At 56.9% G+C, this 20055-nt stretch carries 13 protein-coding genes; 5 read left to right on the top strand and 8 right to left on the bottom strand.

Going from position 1 to position 20055, the window contains the following annotated elements; genetic code table 11:
• The first annotated feature begins 150 nt into the window (after positions 1–150).
• Both QZ534_RS01540 and QZ534_RS01535 read left to right on the top strand, forming a co-directional pair.
• Positions 151–1956, top strand: coding sequence for a GTPase (locus QZ534_RS01540; RefSeq protein WP_296930669.1), 1806 nt, complete (start codon positions 151–153; stop codon positions 1954–1956).
• A 108-nt stretch (positions 1957–2064) separates the two neighbouring features.
• Positions 2065–4149 (top strand): EAL domain-containing protein, encoded by a 2085-nt coding sequence (locus tag QZ534_RS01535; RefSeq protein WP_296930602.1) that lies wholly within the window; start codon positions 2065–2067, stop codon positions 4147–4149.
• 11 nt (positions 4150–4160) lie between these two features.
• Here the strand turns inward: QZ534_RS01535 and serB are convergent, their stop codons facing one another.
• Complete coding sequence (serB, locus tag QZ534_RS01530; protein ID WP_296930599.1) at positions 4161–5393, bottom strand: phosphoserine phosphatase SerB; 1233 nt, start codon at positions 5391–5393, stop codon at positions 4161–4163.
• Positions 5386–7695 (bottom strand): DNA topoisomerase IV subunit A, encoded by a 2310-nt coding sequence (parC, locus tag QZ534_RS01525; RefSeq protein WP_296930597.1) that lies wholly within the window; start codon positions 7693–7695, stop codon positions 5386–5388. Before parC ends, serB begins: the two co-directional genes overlap by 8 nt.
• A gap of 278 nt (positions 7696–7973) precedes the next feature.
• Between parC and QZ534_RS01520 the strand changes: the two genes are divergently transcribed.
• Both QZ534_RS01520 and QZ534_RS01515 read left to right on the top strand, forming a co-directional pair.
• A complete protein-coding gene (locus QZ534_RS01520) occupies positions 7974–8216 on the top strand; it encodes a hypothetical protein (RefSeq protein WP_296930595.1) in 243 nt (80 codons plus the stop codon).
• A 127-nt stretch (positions 8217–8343) separates the two neighbouring features.
• The gene (locus QZ534_RS01515) at positions 8344–9981 is read left to right on the top strand and encodes a methyl-accepting chemotaxis protein (RefSeq protein WP_296930593.1); all 1638 of its coding nucleotides are present in this window, start codon (positions 8344–8346) and stop codon (positions 9979–9981) included.
• A gap of 34 nt (positions 9982–10015) precedes the next feature.
• Here QZ534_RS01515 and QZ534_RS01510 read toward each other — a convergent pair whose 3' ends face one another.
• Together QZ534_RS01510 and QZ534_RS01505 are read right to left on the bottom strand one after the other, a co-directional pair.
• Positions 10016–10597, bottom strand: a complete 582-nt coding sequence (locus QZ534_RS01510; RefSeq protein WP_296930590.1) for a YceI family protein — start codon at positions 10595–10597, stop codon at positions 10016–10018.
• 70 nt (positions 10598–10667) lie between these two features.
• On the bottom strand, positions 10668–11213 hold the full coding sequence (locus QZ534_RS01505) for a cytochrome b (RefSeq protein WP_296930586.1): 546 nt from the start codon (positions 11211–11213) through the stop codon (positions 10668–10670).
• 517 nt (positions 11214–11730) lie between these two features.
• Between QZ534_RS01505 and QZ534_RS01500 the strand changes: the two genes are divergently transcribed.
• Positions 11731–13017, top strand: a complete 1287-nt coding sequence (locus tag QZ534_RS01500) for an EAL domain-containing protein (protein ID WP_296930583.1) — start codon at positions 11731–11733, stop codon at positions 13015–13017.
• Here the strand turns inward: QZ534_RS01500 and QZ534_RS01495 are convergent.
• The 4 genes from QZ534_RS01495 to QZ534_RS01480 all read right to left on the bottom strand — a co-directional run bounded on the left by QZ534_RS01495 (position 13012) and on the right by QZ534_RS01480 (position 19919).
• On the bottom strand, positions 13012–14790 hold the full coding sequence (locus tag QZ534_RS01495) for an SLC13 family permease (RefSeq protein WP_296930580.1): 1779 nt from the start codon (positions 14788–14790) through the stop codon (positions 13012–13014). The two genes, QZ534_RS01500 and QZ534_RS01495, sit on opposite strands and share 6 nt — an antisense overlap.
• A 95-nt stretch (positions 14791–14885) precedes the next feature.
• Positions 14886–16781, bottom strand: coding sequence for a DNA topoisomerase IV subunit B (gene parE / locus QZ534_RS01490; protein ID WP_296930578.1), 1896 nt, complete (start codon positions 16779–16781; stop codon positions 14886–14888).
• Positions 16782–16848: 67 nt separating this feature from the next.
• A complete protein-coding gene (locus tag QZ534_RS01485) occupies positions 16849–17322 on the bottom strand; it encodes a protease complex subunit PrcB family protein (protein WP_296930575.1) in 474 nt (157 codons plus the stop codon).
• On the bottom strand, positions 17322–19919 hold the full coding sequence (locus QZ534_RS01480) for a S8 family serine peptidase (RefSeq protein WP_296930572.1): 2598 nt from the start codon (positions 19917–19919) through the stop codon (positions 17322–17324). Before QZ534_RS01480 ends, QZ534_RS01485 begins: the two co-directional genes overlap by 1 nt.
• Positions 19920–20055: the final 136 nt, after the last annotated feature.

Here is a 20055-nt window from a genome sequence, read left to right as displayed (position 1 = left end):
CTGGTTTGCTACTTTAAAGTCCAGTAACGTTGAAGATAAAAACATGTATTTACGGCGTTTTCCTGAAAGGCAGGTGGACATAGAGTCGCCTCCAGCCGGACAGGGCCAGCCCCGGAATACCACCTGTTGTCCAGACATTGGCATGAATTCATGGAAGGTAAGACCCTGAAACCCGATCTCCGCGTTCCCGAACAGAAAACGGCCAGTCTGTCGTTCTGTGACACGACGCCCAAGGCATTCCGGGTCTGGATCGACCAGCTACCCATGGCCAATATCGGCGAGGTATCACGGCAGCTCTACCATGCCATTATCGAGTTGAATCACCTTTTCCTGGCACCCCAGCAACGCATGCAGTTCCTGGAACTTATCCGGGAAAAGATACATTTCGTCTGCAACGAGCTTTCCCGGCACTACCTCGGCCTGGCTGTGGCACTGCCTGAAAAGCAGCGGAAAATCGCCAACCTGTCCCAGGCGCTTCAATTACACCTGGCCGGTGGTTACAAGCTGTGCGTGCTGGAATTCATCGATAACGGCGGCCTGGACAAGAATCGCCGTCAGATTGCCACCGCTGTCCATAGAGCCATTTCCGAGCTTTCAGCAACCATTCTGAGATCGCATCAGCTTTATTGCCCCAGCCCAGCCCAGAGCTGGCTCGAGTGCCACCGTCTGTACCGGTTCGCCCATCGCAACAAGCTCTCTGTGGTGCAGGTGGAAGACGACACGCTCCAGCATCGTCGCAGCAGCTCGGTGGCCGACGCCTACAAACGAATTCTCCTGCTCGGCTGCGCTCGCCCCAATCAGCTGCGTCAGGCCGAGCTCCTGCATGTCTACGAACTGTTCGAATCCTGGACTGACCACACCCGATGTGGGCCGGATATCGATGACGACAGTCTTTTCGTTATCAACATGGAACGGGACAATCCACCGTTTTACCGAAGTCTGCTGGAACAGAAGCCCGGTGATGAGAGCTTCGGCTTCGACACCCGGGATCTTTCCGCCATGCTCTCGGAAACGCTTCACGCCCGGCGCGAGCACAAAGAGACCGATCACGATCTGAGGGTGCCGGCCAAGGTCAGCGATACCCTGCTCACCCACCTGAGCCAGGCCCTGGGCATTCTCGCCAAACGAAACTTCAACCGCATCGCCAGCCAGGGGTCACTCGAAGTATGCGTAGGGCTGACCGCGGCCCACTACTTCATCGCCGGCGAGAAAACCTTTACCGAATTCGTGAATGGCAATGAAAACGGCCATCATGAGCAAGAGAACCTGTTCATTAGGTCTTCGCGCCAAAACCAGGATGCCTGGTCGGGCGCCCATGATGCAGGCCCCAGCGACGAACGACTCCATGCTGCCGATACACCGATCAACTTCAAGGGTTCCTATGGCAACTCGCAAGCGCCATCAACGGACAGGAACCGGCCAAGATCTCACCAATCCCTGCTGATCAATACCAGCCCCGGCGGCTATTGTGTTGCGTGGGAGAGCAATGTACCGCCCTCGCTGCAGGCCGGCGAGGTGCTGGGCGTTCGCGAACAGAGCACTCACCCCTGGAGTGTGGCTGTTGTCCGCTGGATTCGACAGATCAAGAATCAGGGCACCCAGGTCGGTATTGAGCTGCTTGCCCCCAGCGCTTCACCCTGCGGCGTGCGCCTGATCCAGAAAGTGGGCAACAGCAGCGAGTATTTGCGCGGCTTGCTGTTACCTGAAATCAGCGTAGTAAACCAGTCCGCCACGCTTATCACTCCCCGCCTGCCGTTCCAGTCGGGAAGCCGGATATCCCTGCTTCACGATGGCCGGGAAGACCAGGGGCAACTGTCTCGCAAGGTCTCCTCCACGGGCAGCATCAGCCAGTTTGAACTCAAGTTGCAGAATGCTGCGACGCTGAACGCTGGCGCACCGCCGGCATCATCCGGAGCCAGCGAGGATGAATTTGACTCGCTGTGGCCATCTCTATAAGGCCGCCAAACTGAGACACCGGAACGTCGCAGAGGGTTGTTATTGATCGACAACCCCTGCATCATTCAGCGTTAGTGAATGAACCGTGTATCACGAGACGCCCTTCGAATGCAGAAAAAGAACGCGACCGTACACCTGCTGATTCTTGATCCATCCCAGAACGATGCCGAATCGCTGGTCAGCCTGCTCCGCAACTCCGGCAAGGCCACCCGGGCTCACCGAATCACCTCGGAAGAAGATCTGGAAGAGACACTGAAGGCCGGTAACTGGGATCTCCTTCTGGCCCGCGACCTGGACCAGGAATTCTCAGCCGACGATGCTCTCGCCATGGTCCGTCGAATGGACAAGGACATTCCTTTCATCCTGCTGACGGAAGAAGAAAGCCGGGAGCGCACGGTCGGAATAATGAAGGCTGGCGCCCAGGACACGGTGTCGTTCGAACACACCGATCTCATCGTGCTCAAGGTCAATCGAGAGCTGGCAGCCCTCGACGAACGGCGGCGGCGGCGCGTTCTCGAATCCCATCTCCGGGAGGCCGAACAGCGTTGCCAGTTGCTTCTCGAGAGCTCCAAAGACGCGATTGCCTACATCAATGATGGCATGCATATCTATGCCAACCAGTCGTACATGGAATTCCTTGGGTACGACGATATCGACGACCTTATCTGCGTTCCGGTACTGGACACCCTCACCCCGGAAAGTCAGGAGAAGTACAAGGAGTTCATGAAGTCGTTTGCCGAAAAAGGCGAAGACGGCATGACCCTGAACTGCACAGCACGGCGCAGTGACGACCACGAACTGAACGTCACCATGTCGGTATCGGCTGCCACCTACGATGGTGAAGCCTGCACACAGATCGTGCTGCAGCCTGAGCACAGTGATGCGGAACTCGAAGAAAAACTTCGCCAGATCAGCAGCCAGGACCTTCTGACCGGCCTTTACAACCGTCAGTACCTGATGGATGCGCTCGCGGAAGCAATTGCCAATGCGGGCAAGAACAATGAGACCGGCGCCCTGGCGTACATCGCCCTGGATAACTTCATGAGCATGAAGGGCCAGGTGGGCATTGCCGGCGCCGACCTGCTTCTGGGCGATCTCGCCAACCTTCTCAAGGAACAGGCCGGCGAGGAGCTCACCCTGGCACGATTGAGCGACGATGCCTTCAGCCTGCTGTGCCAGCCATGCGACGAAAGCACGATGAAGGAACACGCCGAGCGTATCCGCAAGGCAGTGGAAGACCATCTGTTCGACATTAATGACCGAACGGTGCAGCTGACTGTGAGTATCGGTGTTGCGGCAATTACCGAAAACTCTCCGAAGGCCGAGGAGCTCATGGCGCGGGCGCACACGGCTTCGGCGGAAGTGCGCAAGCTTGAGGGTCATGCCCAGGGCAACGGTGTGGTGGTTTATAACCCCGCCGACTTCGAATCACTGGACCAGAGCAATTCGGTGGAAGCGATACAGAAGGCCCTGGAGGAAAATCGCTTCCGGCTGCTGTTCCAACCGATCATCAACCTGCGCGGCGAAGGCGAGGAACATTACGAAGCCTTCGTGCGCATGCTCGACAAGGACGATGAGGAAGTCTCACCCTATGACTTCCTGCCCCCTATGGGCCCGAGCGATACCGCCATCAAGATCGATCGCTGGGTGATCCTGCAAACGATCAAGCAGCTTTCCAGCCATCGTTCCCGGGGTCACGATACCCGCCTGTTCCTCAACGTGACAGCAGAAACCCTGCAGGATAAAACCTTCACGCCCTGGCTGAGCGTTGCCCTGAAAGCCGCACGGCTACCAGGTGATTCCCTGATCTTCCAGATCCGGGAAGGCGATGCCAACAATTTCATGAAGCAGGCGAAGGACTTCACCAAGGCGGTCCACGAACTCCACTGCAAGGTATCCATCGCCCAGTTCGGCTGCGCCCTCAATCCGTTCAATACCCTCAAGCACATCGACACGGACTACGTGAAAATCGATGGCTCTTTCACGGAAGAAATCCAGAAGAGCGATGAAGCCAAGGAACAGGTCAAGGAGATGGTCAAGAGCCTGCAGTCAAACGGCAAGCTCACCATCATTCCCCTTGTTGAGAACGCCGGTGTTCTTGCCACCCTCTGGCAGGCTGGCGTGAACTATATCCAGGGCTACTACCTGCAGGCACCGGTACCGGAAATGAACTACGACTTCGGCGACAGCTGAGCCTGAACGGCTCAGAAGTCGGCGTTTTCCAGACTCTGGTTGGTTTCGCTCTCACGGAAGCCAATCAGATAGAGGATGGCGTCCAGCCCGAGGGTCGAGATGGCGTGACGAGCAGATTCCTTCACCAGCGGCTTGGCGCGGAAAGCCACGCCCAGGCCGGCCTGGCTCAGCATGGGAAGGTCATTGGCACCATCACCTACCGCAATAACCTGCTCTCTTGAGATGTGCTCCTTCTCGGCGATCTCCAGCAGCAGTTCTGCCTTCCGCTTACCGTCCACAATCTGCCCGGACACCCGGCCGGTGACCTTGCCATCCTCGATCTCAAGCTCGTTGGCGTAGATGTAGTCGATGCCAAGTTTGCGCTGCAGATGACGGGCAAAGTAAGTGAACCCGCCTGACAGGATGGCCGTGCGGTAACCCAGAGCCTTCAGGCTGAGGATCAGATGCTCTGCCCCCTCGGTCATCCGCAGCCGCGCGGCGATGCCCTCGAGCACCGACTCATCCAGCCCCTTCAGAAGCGCGAGACGCTCGGCAAAACTCTGGCTGAAATCCAGCTCGCCCTGCATGGCCCTTTCGGTAATCTCCGCCACCTGCTCGCCCACGCCGGCTTCCGCGGCCAGCTCGTCGATCACTTCGGCTTCGATCAGCGTGGAGTCCATGTCAAAGACCACCAGGCGACGATTGCGCCGGAAAATGGAATCCTCCTGGAAGGCGATATCCACATTCATTTCGCCGGCAATATGGAGGAAATCCGCACGCAGTTTCTCGAGATCCGAAGGCGTGCCACGGACCGAAAACTCCACACAGGCAATCCGGTTGTCGGCGGCGTTGAGCGATGGTCTGGCGGACAGCCGCGAAATGTTATCGATATTCAGGCCATGGCGGGCGGTAATAGCGGAAACCCGGGCAATCTGCTCGGCTTTGATATCACGGGCCAGAAGAGTCACGATGTAACAGGCCCGGTTCCGGGCCGCGGCCCAGGACTGGTATTCCTCCACCGTGATTGGCGCAAACCGCACCTGCAGATCCAGGGCATGGAGCCGGAACAGCAGATCCCGAATCACCGGCGAAGATTTGGATTCATCCGGAATCTCGATCAGGATGCCCCAGGTGAGATGATCGTGGATGACTGCCTGGCCGATATCCAGAATGCGCACATCGTAGCGCCCCATAATGCCGGTGATTTCTGACGTCAGGCCGGGCTTGTCGCGCCCGGAGACGTTTATCAGTACCAGTTCACTCACTGTCGGTACCCTCGCTATCAGAGCCAGCCTCTTCCTGCGCCCGGGCAGCCGAAGGAATCACGTCGATGCCGTCAACCCGTTGCAGCCCCCTGGGCAGCTTGTGGCCACGACGGCCCCGCTCGCCGAGATAGTGTTCAAGATCACTGAACTGCAGCCCCATCTTGCGCTTGCCAGCCCGTATCTCCAGCTGGTCGTCCTCGGCAAATACCGCCACGGCTACCACATACTCTTCACGGTTCTGGACCCGGGCAGAGGGAATGCTGATAATCTTGTTGCCCTTGCCCTTGGCCAGTTCCGGCAACTCGCTCAGCGGAAACACCAACATACGGCCCTCGTTGGATACCGCCCCGAGATACAGCGTTTTCTCAGTGGTCGGTATGGTTACCGGAGGCATGATCTTCGCCCCTTTAGGAACACTGACCACCGCCTTGCCATTGCGGTTCTTGCTGATCATATCGTTGAGCGATGTAACAAACCCGTAGCCCCCGTCGGTAACCAGCAAGGCCTTGCGGGATGGATCTCCCATCAACAGACCTGAAAAGCTGGCACCGGACGGCGGGTTGATCCGCCCGGTCAGCGGCTCGCCCTGCCCTCTGGCGGACGGAAAACTGTGAGCCATCAGGGAATAGGCGCGTCCGGTTGAATCCAGGAATATGGCCTGCTGGTTATTGCGGCCTCGGGCCGCCAGGGAGAAACGGTCGCCGGCTTTATAACTCAGGCCTTCCGGCTCAATGTCATGGCCCTTGGCGGCGCGAACCCAGCCTTTCTCGGACAACACAACAGTAACAGGGTCGTTCGAAACCAGATCCACCTCACTGAACGCCCGGGCCTCCTCACGCTCGACAATCGGTGAACGACGGTCATCGCCGAAGGTTTCTGCATCCGCCTGAAGCTCGCTTTTAATCAGTTCCCGCAGGCGGTCTTCCGAACCCAGGATTGACTGGAGCTCATCCCGTTCGGCCGACAGCTCATCCTGTTCGCCCCGGATCTTCATTTCCTCAAGCTTGGCCAGATGGCGCAGCTTCAGTTCGAGGATCGCTTCAGCCTGATCGGCAGACAACCCGAAGCGGGCCATCAACTCGGCCTTCGGCTTGTCTTCGGTGCGGATAATCTCAATCACCTCATCAATATTGAGATAGGCGATCAGCAAGCCTTCCAGGATATGCAGGCGGGCCAGAACCTTGTCCAGGCGATGCTGCAGACGACGGATGACAGTGGTGCGACGGAAGGCCAGCCATTCGGTAAGAATCTGCTGCAACCCCTTCACACCCGGCCTGCCGTCGTTACCGATCACATTGATATTGACCCGATAGGTTTTCTCAAGATCGGTGCTGGCAAACAGGTGCGCCATCAAACCATCCAGATCCACCCGGTTGGACCGGGGCACGATTACCAGGCGGGTCGGGTTCTCGTGATCGGATTCGTCACGAAGGTCGGCCACCATCGGAAGCTTCTTGGTCTGCATCTGGTGGGCAATTTGCTCAAGCACACGGTTACCGGAGACCTGGTGCGGGAGGTCCGTGACTACAATCTCACCGCTCTCCCGTATCCAGCGGGCGCGCATCCGTAGGGATCCGCGGCCGGTTTCGTACATCTGCCGGATGTCCTTCCGGGGGGTAATGATTTCCGCCTGGGTCGGAAAATCCGGGCCCTTGATGTGCTCACAGAGCTCTTCAACCGTCGCCTCTGGCTGATCCAGCAGGCGTATGCACGCCGCGGTCACTTCCCGTACGTTGTGTGGCGGAATATCCGTGGCCATACCGACTGCGATGCCGGTGGTGCCGTTCAGAAGCACATGGGGCAGCCGGGCAGGCAGTACCGACGGTTCTTCCATGGTGCCATCGAAATTGGGCACCCAGTCCACGGTGCCCTGCCCGAGTTCGCCCAGAAGCACCTCCGCGAAAGGCGCCAGGCGAGATTCCGTGTAACGCATGGCGGCGAAAGACTTGGGGTCATCAGGCGAGCCCCAGTTCCCCTGCCCGTCCACCAGCGGGTAGCGGTAGGAGAAAGGCTGGGCCATCAGCACCATGGCTTCATAACAGGCGCTGTCGCCATGGGGATGAAACTTACCCAAAACGTCGCCCACGGTACGAGCGGACTTCTTGTATTTGGAGGTAGATTTCAGCCCAAGCTCCGACATGGCATAGACAATTCGCCGCTGGACCGGTTTCAGGCCATCGCCGACATTGGGCAGTGCCCGGTCAAGAATGACGTACATGGAATAATCGAGATAGGCCTTTTCCGTATAATCCCGGAGCGAAACCCGCTCGAAGCCTTCGTCCGTTGTCTGAAACTCTGGCATGGATGCCTCTTTGATTGCCTGTATTGCCTGATTTGAAGAATGCCCGTGATGCTACTCCCTGCGCCCGGATTAATCACCGGTTAACAGGAGCGCACATTATATGGAGCAAGGCGCCGATACACCAACAACCTGCGGATTTATTGGCCAAAACCGGCCACTTGTCCCACAGACGACTGATTCCAATAGCGGAATTCCCGCATGGAGAGTCTGTAAGGTGGGCCGTATTCTCCTCATCAGTGAATAGAAGACCGTTTTACTTCTCTGACAAGCGGAACACTATGAAACCCAACATCAAAGCCTGCGGGCAAGCCATGGTGACAGCCATGGTAAATGCGGTTCTGGCGGTGGCACTGATGCTCCTTGTGGAGTTTGCAATCAGCGGAAGCTTCCAGGTTCCCGAGCCCTACCTCTGGGCGGGTGTATTGATCTGGCTGGTCATCTTTGCAGGGCAGTTCTGGCGCCAGCGCCACCTCTGCAAATCCTGCGAAACCCCACGGGAATCACCCGACCCCTCCCGCTGACTCCGTTCGCTTCCGGTACAGGTACCACTTATTTGACCGGGAGCAATTACTCCACTCTTTATCAAGACAAACTTTCCCCCGCTGCTATGCTTGCCAGTAAACCATCAGCGCAATCGGGGAGAGACACATGGATTTCGGTAAGCGCCTGGGACTTCGGGCAAAAGTTGCTTTGCCTTTTGCCATCACGGCCATCGCTCTGGTCGTTATCGGGCTGTTCTCGGTCAGCACTGTCCGCAATCTCGTATCGGATACCGACAACATTGCCGAGACCTACCTGCCCTCAGTAAGCGAAATCCTCAACGGAGATCGGGATCTTTATCAGGCGTTGGTAGCCCAGATGAGCTATGTGGATGCCAGGCTCAATAACCAGCCCGGTGAGGGGCACGTGGCCAGCTTTGATGAAAATGCCGGCCAGGCCAGGGACCGCTTCAATCAGGCGGTTGAAAGGCTTGAGGGAACGGGGGTATCCGATGTTGCCCGCGGATTCGATACAGCCTATGAGCGCTGGCTAGGCTCCGCCCAACGGGTTCTGGAACTGGCAGAAGCCGGCGACCCGGAGCAGGCAAAATCCCTGGCTGCCAGTGAAACCAATGACCTTTTCGACAATCTCAGGAACTACTTCGACGAAGTTGGCGCCCACGCCGATGCCCGGGCCCAGGTTCGTGCCGGCGAAGCCTCCACCGAGGGCCAGAACAGCTCGATCACCATACTTCTGATTACAGTTGTGGCCATCGTTGTCAGCGTTCTTCTGTTTTCGGTGTTCCTCAAGATGATCATCAGCTCAATCAAGGCTCTGCGGGACCAGCTGGACAATATCGCCCAGGGCGAAGGCGACCTTACCCAGCGGATTCCCGTCGAGCTGGACGATGACCTCGGCAAGCTCGGGAACAGCTTCAACCTGGTGCTCGGAAATCTGCAATCGATGATCGCCTCCATCCAACAGCTTACCCGGGAGCTCGGCAACGGGGCGACGGACCTCGCCCGGGCCGCGAAAGATAATAACGACGGTGTGACCCGACAGACCGACTCCATTTCAATGGTTGCCACGGCTATAAACGAAATGCAGAGCGCGATCGAAGAAGTCGCCGGAAATGCGTCGAGAGCCGCCGAGATTACCCGCGAGGCCGAAGAAAAAGGCAGGAACGGCGCACGAATTATCCGCAGCTCTTCGGAACAGGTGCATCGGTTGGCGGCCCAGATTTCGAAAGCAGTGGAAGTTATCCGGAAACTGTCTGACGATTCCGACAACATCACATCCGTTCTGGATGTGATAAGAGGCATCGCCGAGCAAACCAATCTTCTGGCACTGAATGCAGCTATCGAGGCAGCACGTGCCGGAGAGCAGGGGCGGGGTTTTGCGGTTGTTGCCGATGAAGTCAGAACCCTGGCGCAACGGACCGGGCAATCGACTGAAGATATTCAGACGATGATCACGACTCTGCAGACCGGCGTTGCCGACATCGTCTCGGTGATGGAGACCGGCAGCAAAGAGGCAACCGAAACCGAGAAGCTGGCCACCGATGCGGAGAAAGAACTCAAGGCCATTCTTGAGGCGATGGCCAATATCGCAGATGTAAACACCAGTGTTGCTTCAGCCACAGAAGAGCAGACTCAGGTGGTGGACGAAATCAATCGCAGCATTACTGAAATCAACGACCTGGCCACAGAGAGCGCAAACCGGTCGAAGGACATTGACGCAATCAGTGAATCCCTGGAGGGCTACGCGAAGGAACTGGAAAGTCAGACAGGCAGATTCCGGGTCTAGACCCGGAATCTGACATTGGCAGGGTCAGCCAGTATTACTGCCGGATACCTTCGACAGAAATGATGATTTCAACGGTCTCGGAGGCCTTTCCGAGATCCATCGGGATACCAAAATCTTTCAGACGGAGCTCGGTTTCAGCTTCAAAACCCATGCGGTAGCCGCCCCAGGGGTCTTCCCCGTGGCCCAGCATTTCCGCGTCAAGAGTCACTTCCTTGGTTACGCCACGCAGGGTCAGGTCGCCAATGATGTCAGCCTCGCCCTCGTCATCCAGAACGACTCGCTTGCTCTTGAACGTTGCCTGCGGAAACTCGTCGACATACAGGAAGTCTTCGCTGCGAAGGTGCTTGTCGCGCTCGGCATGGTTGGAATCCACACTACCGGTATCAATCGTCACGTTCACGGAGCTGTTCTCCGGATTCTCAGCGTCGTAGACGAATTCGCCGTCAAAATCGTTGAACCGTCCATAAAGCCAGCTGTAGCCAAGGTGGGAAATCTTGAAGGTGACGAACTGGTGCGCGCCTTTGGTATCGAATGCATAGGTACCACTGTGCTCGTCAGCATGAGCTGTACCGATAAGCGCCATTGACACGGCAGAGGCAAGCAGAACTTTTTTCATGATTATCTCCCTTATTTAATTGATGCCCGGCTTCCGGGCGTTAGACGATGAATAAACAACCAGCACCCGATCACTTCCCTAACATACGCCGTAATGTGCGGTCACGATCAAACAGGTGGTGCTTGAAGGCACCAGCCGCATGCACCACGCCCAGCCCTACGATTGCCCATGTGGACCAGTAATGGACGGTTCCGGCGGTGTCTTCCATGCCCTTGATCTGGCCGGTGACTGATGGCACTTCAAACCAGTCAAAAACGCTGATCGAAGAGCCATCGGCCGTCGAAATCAGATAGCCACTCACCATGGCAACGAAAATCAGCAGGTAGAGCAGCAGGTGGGCCAAATGGGCGCTTCGAACCTCCCAGGCTTTGTGGCCAGCTAAAGGCTCCGGTGACACGTTCGCGGCTCGCCAGACCACTCTGAAAACCATCACCATGAACAGAAGAATACCGATACTTCGATGGATATCAGGAGCCCTGCGATACCAGTCGTCATAGTAGGACAGATCCACCATCCAATAGCCGAGCCCGAACAGCCCAAAGACGGCCAGTGCAACAAGCCAGTGAATAACAATGGTTACCAAACCGTAGTCGGCTGGTGTGTTCCGGATCTGCATGGTGAGAATTTGCCCTTTTCCCTGGTTCGAATGATGGGGCCAAGTTTAGGAACTCGCACCTCGGAGGAAAATCGAAATCTTTTGCAGCGCTACATCAGAAATTCTGACCATCGCTGGCCTTTTGCCTTTGGTCGTATACGGGTTTTACGGATTGCTCAAAATTATAGCAACGATAGACTTATCACATATTTGGATGCCCCGTCTGGGGCCTCATTGACCGAGAGGACAGGACATGGAACTCGAATTTGACGAAAGCGTAGTTGTACCCAGCAATAACTGATTCTCTGGCGGTCCGCCTGGATCGCTGAGCTCCCCCTTTCGCTCTTCCTGACAGCGAAAGATACAAACCGTTTCCAGTTTCTACATGAAACAGTGGTAATAAACGCGTTTTTTTGGCAATCTTCCTTCCAACTATCAGTAACTTCGCGAGCTTTCACGCGCATTCTGTACTGATAAAAGACAGTTCAGACGCCAGACTGGGGCGGCTGATGCGTTCGTTAACCAACCAGAATCGTCTATGTCGAAACGGCTCCCTGAAAAGCTGGCAGATCCGGAAGTGGAACTGCTATCCCCTATGCTTAACAGGGAAGGTGACACATGGACCGCCGATTTTCGCGGGCTGACTCTCAGGACAGCACTGCAACCCATCTACAGCATTTCGCACAAACGCATTGTTGGCTATGAGGCTCTCATAAGAGCCTTTGATAACGATAACTCGGCCGTCCTCCCGCTCCATCTTTTCCAACTGCCGGCCTCCGAGGCGGAGAATCTGCTTCTTGACCGTCTCTGCCGCTACCTGCACATACGCAATTACAGCGGCATCCGTGATCAACTGAACTGGCTCTTCCTGAACGTATCACCACAGGTGGTTACCAGCGGTAGTCAGGCCGATTCCTTCTTCGGTCAATTGCTCGCCAAAACCGGCTTACCTCCACACCGAATAGTCATGGAAATCGTCGAGCAACCAACAGACGACGCAGAAAGGCTACGGGAGACGGTTGCCTACTACAAAAAACTGGGCTGCCTTACGGCCATTGATGATTTCGGTGCCGGCCACTCCAATTTCGAGCGGATCTGGAACCTGTCACCAGACATCGTGAAGCTGGACCGGAAACTGCTGACCCGCGCGACAGACGACCACAAAGCCCGGCAGATCCTCAACGGCATTGTGTCATTGCTGCACCAGTCTGGCTGCCTGGTTCTACTGGAAGGGGTGGAAACCCGGGATCAGGCGATGATTGCCATTGATGCCGGCGTCGACTTTGTACAGGGCTTTTATTTCCGCAGACCAAGCACCGACCTGAATCAGTTGGCCCATGCGCCTGCCGATTTCGACCACCTGTTGCAGGAATACAAGACCCGTAACCAGGTTACTCTCGACCCGACACGGCAACTGGTAGATTTTTTCAGCGGCTTTTTCGACCATGCCATCACAAAGCTTCGCAGCGGGATGAGCATGCAACAGTCCTGTCTGGAACTGCTGAATCACCCTGCAGTCTCCCGTTGCTACCTGGTCGATGACAAGGGCGTCCAGATAGATGACACCCTGGTCTCCGACGCCGGCACACGCAGCATGGACCCACGCTTCAAACCACTGGAAAGCACCAGCAGCGCCGATTGGTACCGCCAGCAGTACCTTCGCCAGGCCCTGGCCCAACCAGAGAGCCTGCACATCACCGCCCCGTATCTCTGCGTTACCGGGGCTTATATGTGCGTCACCCTGTCGCTGGGGTACTATCAGGACGGCAATCTTCAGGTGCTGTGCTGCGACATTCTCGCCAACCCGACGGAACAGTCTTCATAAGCCCAGGCTTATGTCGTACACAAGGGCAATGACCCCCACCGTAACGGCACCAATAAACACGTTCATTGGCAGCCCTACCCGCACGAAATCACTGAACCGGTAACCGCCCGGACCGAACACCATCATGTTGGTCTGATACCCCAGCGGCGTTGCAAAGCTGGCCGAGGCAGCCATCATCACGGCGATTACAAACGGCTCGGCAGCCACACCCATACTGGCCGTCATAGAGAGAACAATGGGAATGACCAGCACTGCGGCGGCGTTGTTGGTAATCACCTCGGTCAGCACCGACACCACCAGATAAACCAGCAGGATAGTTAACAAGACGTTGCCCTGACTGAAGTCAAGAATACCCTCGGCAACAAAGCCCGCCGCGCCGGTCTGTTCCAGGGCCGCGCCCATGGCAAAGGACGCGGCAATCGTGAGAATGACCGGCACATCCACCGATTTCTGCGCCTGGCCTACCGAGCAGCAGCCGGTCAGAATCATTCCCGCGGCGCCCAACAGGGCCGCATTCAGCATGCTCAGGGTGCCACAGGCGGCGAGACCCACCAGCACCAACAGGATCCCCCAGGACAGCCAGGCACGGTCATGCCGTGGGGTTTCGGTTTCCAGATCATTGATCAGCAGAAAGTCCTTGTTGTAGCGCTGGCGGCTTACAAACGCGGGGCGGGCTTCCAGCAGCAGAACATCGCCGGGTTTGAGCCTGATATTGCCAAGGTTGCCGGAGACACGCTCGCCTCCCCTGGCAACGGCCAGGACAACAGCACCGTAACGATCCCGGAAGCGAGCATCGCGAATGGTCAGGCCCAGCACGTCAGACTGGGGGGACAAGGCCGCCTCTACAAGACGGCGTTCCGCACGATCCTTGCTCAGACTCGGCTCATCCTCATGGACGGACGGAACGATGCCGTTGATGCGCAGGAGATCTGAAATCGCCTGGGTATCGCCGGCAAACACCAGGCGATCGCCTCCCCTGAGCCGCTCCTCCGATGGGACTGCGGTAACCACGCTGCCATCCCGCTCAATCTCGACCAGATACAGACGTTCCAACTCCCGGAGCCCGGCCTCACCGACAGTCTTCCCGACCAGGGGGCCGTCGAACGAAACCGCCACTTCCAGGGTAAACTCTCTCATGGAGCCGAATTTCTGCTGATCCTTGCGGTCCGGGAGTACCCGAGGCATAACCAGCAACAAAGCCGCGACACCGATGATGGCCACCGGGAGGCCAACAGCCGTAATGGAGAAGATCGAAAACCCCTGTTCACCGGTCAGCTGCTGGTACTGCCCATTCACAACCAGGTTGGTGCTGGTGCCAATCAGCGTCAGGGTGCCCCCTAGAATGGCGGAATAGCTCAGGGGGATCATCAATTTGGAGGGTGAGATACCGATCTTCCGGGACCAGGCATGTACCGCCGGAATCATGGTGGCAACAACCGGGGTGTTGTTGAGAAAACCACTCAGAAGGGATACCGGGAGCGCAATCCGAGCCTGGGCAGACCGTACGGTCCTGGGATTGCGAAGCAGGTGATGCACCAGCAAATCGACACCGCCGGAGTGGTGAATGCCCGCTGCCACCACGAACATGGCCACAACGGTGATCAGGCCACTGTTGCTGAATCCGGCAAGGGCCTGATCCGCGGATACGATTCCGCTGGCGCTGAGCACCACGAGCACGCCCATCATAACCAGATGGGGCGCAAATCGCCCTGCACTCATCAATATCAGCGCCGTGCCTGCGAGGCCCAACGCAAACCAGCCCTGCCAGTCCATCAACGGTTCTTCCCGATCAGAAAACTGGCAGGATAACGAGTTTGCAGAATACAGAGAAAGAATAAAGGATGCTGTTTATAGCACCCTATAGAATATCAAACCTCGATATCGGCCATATTGCCATAGGTCTCGAGCCACGCCCTCCGATCGGATGCACGCTTTTTACCCAGCAACATGTCCATGCGGCTGTCGGTGTCGTCTCCATCTTCGATCGTTAGCATGACCAGACGGCGCGTGTCTGGCGCCATGGTGGTTTCACGCAGCTGGAGCGGGTTCATTTCACCCAGACCCTTGAAGCGGGTCACCGAAATCTTGCCCTTGCGCTTCTCGGCAGCAAGCCGGTCGATAATCCCCTGCTTTTCGTGCTCATCCAGGGCGTAGAAGGTTTCCTTGCCCAGATCCACCCGGTAAAGCGGCGGCATGGCCACGAACACATGGCCGGCGGCCACCACAGGCCGGAAGTGTTTTACGAACAGCGCGCACAGCAGCGTGGCGATGTGCAGGCCATCAGAGTCCGCGTCCGCGAGGATGCAGATTTTGTTGTACCGCAGACCTTCCAGTTTGTCGGAACCGGGATCAACACCAATGGCTACGGCAATGTCGTGGACTTCCTGGGACGCCAGGATCTCACCTGAGTCCACCTCCCAGGTATTGAGAATCTTGCCCCGAAGGGGCATGACTGCCTGGAACTCCCGGTCCCTGGCCTGCTTGGCAGAACCACCTGCAGAGTCACCCTCTACCAGGAACAGCTCTGAGCGGGCAGTATCGCCGCCGGAACAGTCAGCCAGTTTACCCGGCAGGGCAGGGCCTGAGGTAACTTTCTTCCGGGCCACTTTTTTGCTGGCCCGCAACCGACGCTGGGCATTGCTGATAAAGAGTTCCGCCAGCGCCTCAGCGACATCGGTATGCTGGTTGAGCCAGAGACTGAAGGCGTCCTTGACCACGCCGGAGATGAAGGCCGCAGCTTCCCGCGAAGACAGACGCTCCTTGGTCTGCCCCGAGAACTGTGGCTCCTGCATTTTGAAAGACAAAACATAGGCTGCCCGCTCCCAGATGTCCTCCGGAGAGAGCTTCACTCCACGGGGTAACAGGTTACGAAACTCACAGAATTCCCGCATGGCTTCAAGCAGGCCGGTGCGCAGACCGTTCACATGGGTGCCACCCTGGGCCGTGGGAATCAGGTTAACGTAGCTCTCCATAATGGCTTCGCCACCCTCCGGCAGCCATTGAATGGCCCAGTCGACCGCTTCCTTGTTGCCGGAAAAGCTGCCGGTAAATGGTTCCAGAGGCACCACTTCGATATCCGCCAGGGCAGTACGCAGGTAATCCCGCAGCCCGTCCTCATAAAACCACTCATCTTTCTCGCCGGTTTTTTCCTGCAGGAAAGTCACCGTAAGGCCGGGACAAAGAACCGCTTTCGCTCTCAGGTTGTGGCGAAGCCGGCTGATCGAAAAGTTGGGGCTGTCGAAGTAAGTTACGTCCGGCGTGAATTTCAGGCGGGTACCTGTGTTGCGCTTGCCGACGGTATCGATCACCTCGAGCTCAGACGCCTTCTCACCGTTGGCGAAGGTCATCCGGTGCAGTTGGCCGTCCCGCTTGATCGTCACTTCCAGGTGGGTAGACAGTGCGTTTACAACGGAAACACCAACACCGTGGAGACCACCGGAAAAGTTGTAGTTGCCCTGGGAGAATTTGCCGCCAGCGTGGAGGCGGGTCAGGATCAGCTCCACGCCAGGCAGGCCCTCTTCCTTGTGAAGGTCCACCGGCATGCCCCGGCCGTCATCCTCAACGCTCAGGGAGCCATCGCTGTACAACACCACGTCAATACGCTTTGCGTGCCCGGCCAGCGCCTCATCCACACTGTTATCAATGACTTCCTGCGCCAGGTGATTGGGCCGACTGGTGTCCGTATACATCCCCGGACGCTTGCGCACCGGGTCCAGGCCGCTCAGTACTTCAATAGCATCGGCGTTATATTGTTGCTGGCTCATGGGCAGGAACTGACTCCGCGATTGATATGAAAAGCTGAGCCATAGCTTAGGGATTCGTGACGAAAGATCAACGGTTGTTTTCGGGGCGGGTGATCTGGATATCATCCCAGCCTTCAGCGGTCACTGCGATGACGGCGCAGGGAGTGGTCAGGGCCTGGGTAACCATGGTTCCAGGGGCCGGTTCGGTCACTCTGACCCTCAGCTCGAGAGTTCCGCTGCGGATCTCAGATGAGCCCAAGATGACGCTGTAACCCCCGGTCGGCTTCTGGCCAATTGCTGCCAGAACAAGGTGCTCTCTCTCAAAGTCGATCTTTTTCAAAGACTCGAGGGAAAGGTTTCGCCCGGGCAGTGCTTCCAGCCGCTGAACCTCCTCACGACTTGCCAGGTGGACATGACCGGGAGCTGTAAGCCCACAATGTGCCGACTGGGTAATTTGTCGTGCCAGCGGTCCACCCTCTGTGGTTTCCGTGCGGCTGCTGGCACACCCCGATGCCAGAAGCGTTACCGCCAGCAGACAACCAGCGCGTATGTATATAGGCATCAACGTTTGGTCTCCAATTCTCTCACTGGCTCCGCAGCTTGGTTCCCATGGTCTTTCAGACGGTAGCCTTCGAAGCCGATCCGGGGCAAACCCATGGATGCAATGGTTGGGCGCCGGAAGCTGGTACTGAGAGTGACTCCACTAATCCGGTCTTCCCCGATACTGATCTTCTCTGGCAGCCCATTTACCGGATACTCGGCGCAAGCCTCACCGCTCTCGCAGATAAAGCCGTTGTTGTCCATGTCCGTGCCAGCCACCAGGAAATACTCCCCGGGCTCGATATCATCGAACGAAAAGCTGTAGCTTCCATCACGGGCCGTCACCACGCGCTGTTCTATTGTTTCACGGCTTTCGTCAGGGCTTACGAGCAAAACGTAATGGCGGCCTGCGTCTCGCTCATCAACCAATTCCCTGAGGTCTATGGAAACCGGGACCTCAATGGTTCCCGAATCGGCCCCGACACGGTAGTCAATTGCGATGGTCGCGGAATAGGTTTGCCCTTCGACGACATTTGCCTCCCGCACCGATACTGTCACCGAGCCCGGCAGAGAATTCCCGACCGTAAGAGCTGGATCGAGGGAAATCAGATCAGTATCAAAGGTAACACCGTCGACAACAACTGATTCGCCTTCGGGATACACAGCAAATTCGACATCACTACTGAAGCGTGCCAAATCAAACTCAATGGCTGAAGGCGATGGCAGAACAATGGTACTGACTGAACCATCAAGGGCGACATCAACGGACTTGAGAGCGTTTATCAGGCCGGCTCCATATTCGACACTGTTACCAAGGTTCTCTGTCAGCGCACCGCTGGCCAGCCAGGCCCGAAACTGGCCAGGAGTAACCGTCTCATTGTTAACTCCTTTCATCAGGGCATAAACACCCGCTACGTGCGGAGCGGCCATCGAAGTGCCCTGCAGTCCGGCATAAGAGCGAATAAATTCACCACCGTCGTCAACGCCCCAGGTGCTGATGATCAGATCGGCATTGCCATCCAGATTCGCGTCCCTGGTTGCATCGCCTCCCGGGGCTACAAGATCCACGGAGCCACCAAAATTTGAGTATGAGGCTCGCACCTTACCCGCATCGACTGCGCCAACGCCAATCACACGGCCAAAAGCTGCCGGATAGGTCAACTCATCGGTACCCTGGTTACCTGCAGCAGCAACGATCAGCTTACCGTTGTCATCGGCCCGGTTTATAACTGCTTCCAATACGGTGCTCGGGCCAACGCCACCCAGACTCAGGTTGATGATATCGATCTCAGGATTATCGGCAGCCCAGTTCATTGCCGCGACAAGATCATCCAGAGTTCCAGAGCCATCGCGCCCGAGTACTCTGACAGGCCAAAGCGTGACCTCCGGTGCCACACCGTCGACTCCAGCATTATTCCGTAGGGCAGCCACTATGCCGGCGACGTGCGTACCGTGAAAGTTGCTGCTCTGCACTTTTCCGTCTCCCGGATCGGCGGGGTTTCTGTCGCGACCCGGATCATTATCAATGTCGAGATCGCCTGAAACGTAATCAAGAATCTGGTTTGTATACGGAATCACGTTGGCATCGATATCCAGATGCCAGTCTCCATACGTCGATGGGGAAGAGCTGAACAACCCCGTATCCATAACAGCAACGCCCACACTACTCCCCAAATTTGGCGCAGCCTGCCAGGCAAGAGGCAGACTGATCAGAGGCAGATTCCATTGCAGAGACGAGAGATCCCGATCCGCCTGAGCCCGATAGATATAATTCGGCTCGGCAACCTGAACCCCGGGCTCCGACTTCAGGTCAGAGATCCAGCGAAGCGTTTTTTGCCGCTGGGCAGCCGAAGCGCTGGACGATTGCGAAGCGACGACAGCAGCAGGTTCACGCCGGACTAACCAGGCACCCTGCCCCAGTGACTTCGCTGAGGCGGCCGATAAGACTCCGGCAACGCCCTGCGGATCCAGACGCCCCTGTTCTTCCGGCGACATCATCACAATGGCCTCGTCCGGAACAAACTCCGGCTGAGTGTAATAAGAACTTTGGAAATTGGTGACGCCGGTTGTCGAAACCGACAGCACGTATCGGAATGGACCGCCAGCGGTTGTGCGAAGGCTGATTACTGCGGGCCCGTCAGCGGGTGCGGTTACCATAAGAGGTATATCACCGGCACCGAAATCTGAGTTCGAGGCACCGCCCTGATTAACCGTCAGTGTAATGGAGGGGGCTAAAAAATCCGACTCCCTGAACACCTGAACGGCAATGGTGCTACCCGCCGCGAGATCCGCGCGGAAGGTATCCTGCTCGTCGGTGACATACTCGAAGATAAACTCATTGGAATCGTAAGTGCCCAAAGTAGCACTCAAATAACCACCGACGATGCCTGTTGAAGGCACTAACTGGGCGGTACTGGACGAATCATTGGATACTGCTTCGTTCAGACGACTGTCATCGGCCGTGTCCGAGTCCACTCGAGTTCCACTTTCGATTGAAATGGTGCCGCTCAGCCCCGGCTCCTGGGAATCCAGAGCGTCGCCACCACCTCCCCCGCAACCCACCAGGGAAAACAGGGCCAGGAAAAGCGGGAGCACTTTAAAGGGGGCAAACGAATTCATAGGTCAGGCCACGGCAGCAGATCAATTTTAATACCTAGGGTATACCAAACACGCTTACATCATGTGTTGGGTTTCGTTCAAACTACGTTTCCTCTTGTATTCCAGATGCAAAAAGCCGCCTGAAGTTTCCCTCAGA

Origin of the sequence: uncultured Marinobacter sp. (assembly GCF_913055835.1) — a bacterium.
Lineage (GTDB): Bacteria > Pseudomonadota > Gammaproteobacteria > Pseudomonadales > Oleiphilaceae > Marinobacter.
This window is presented reverse-complemented; position numbering and strand designations above follow the sequence as displayed.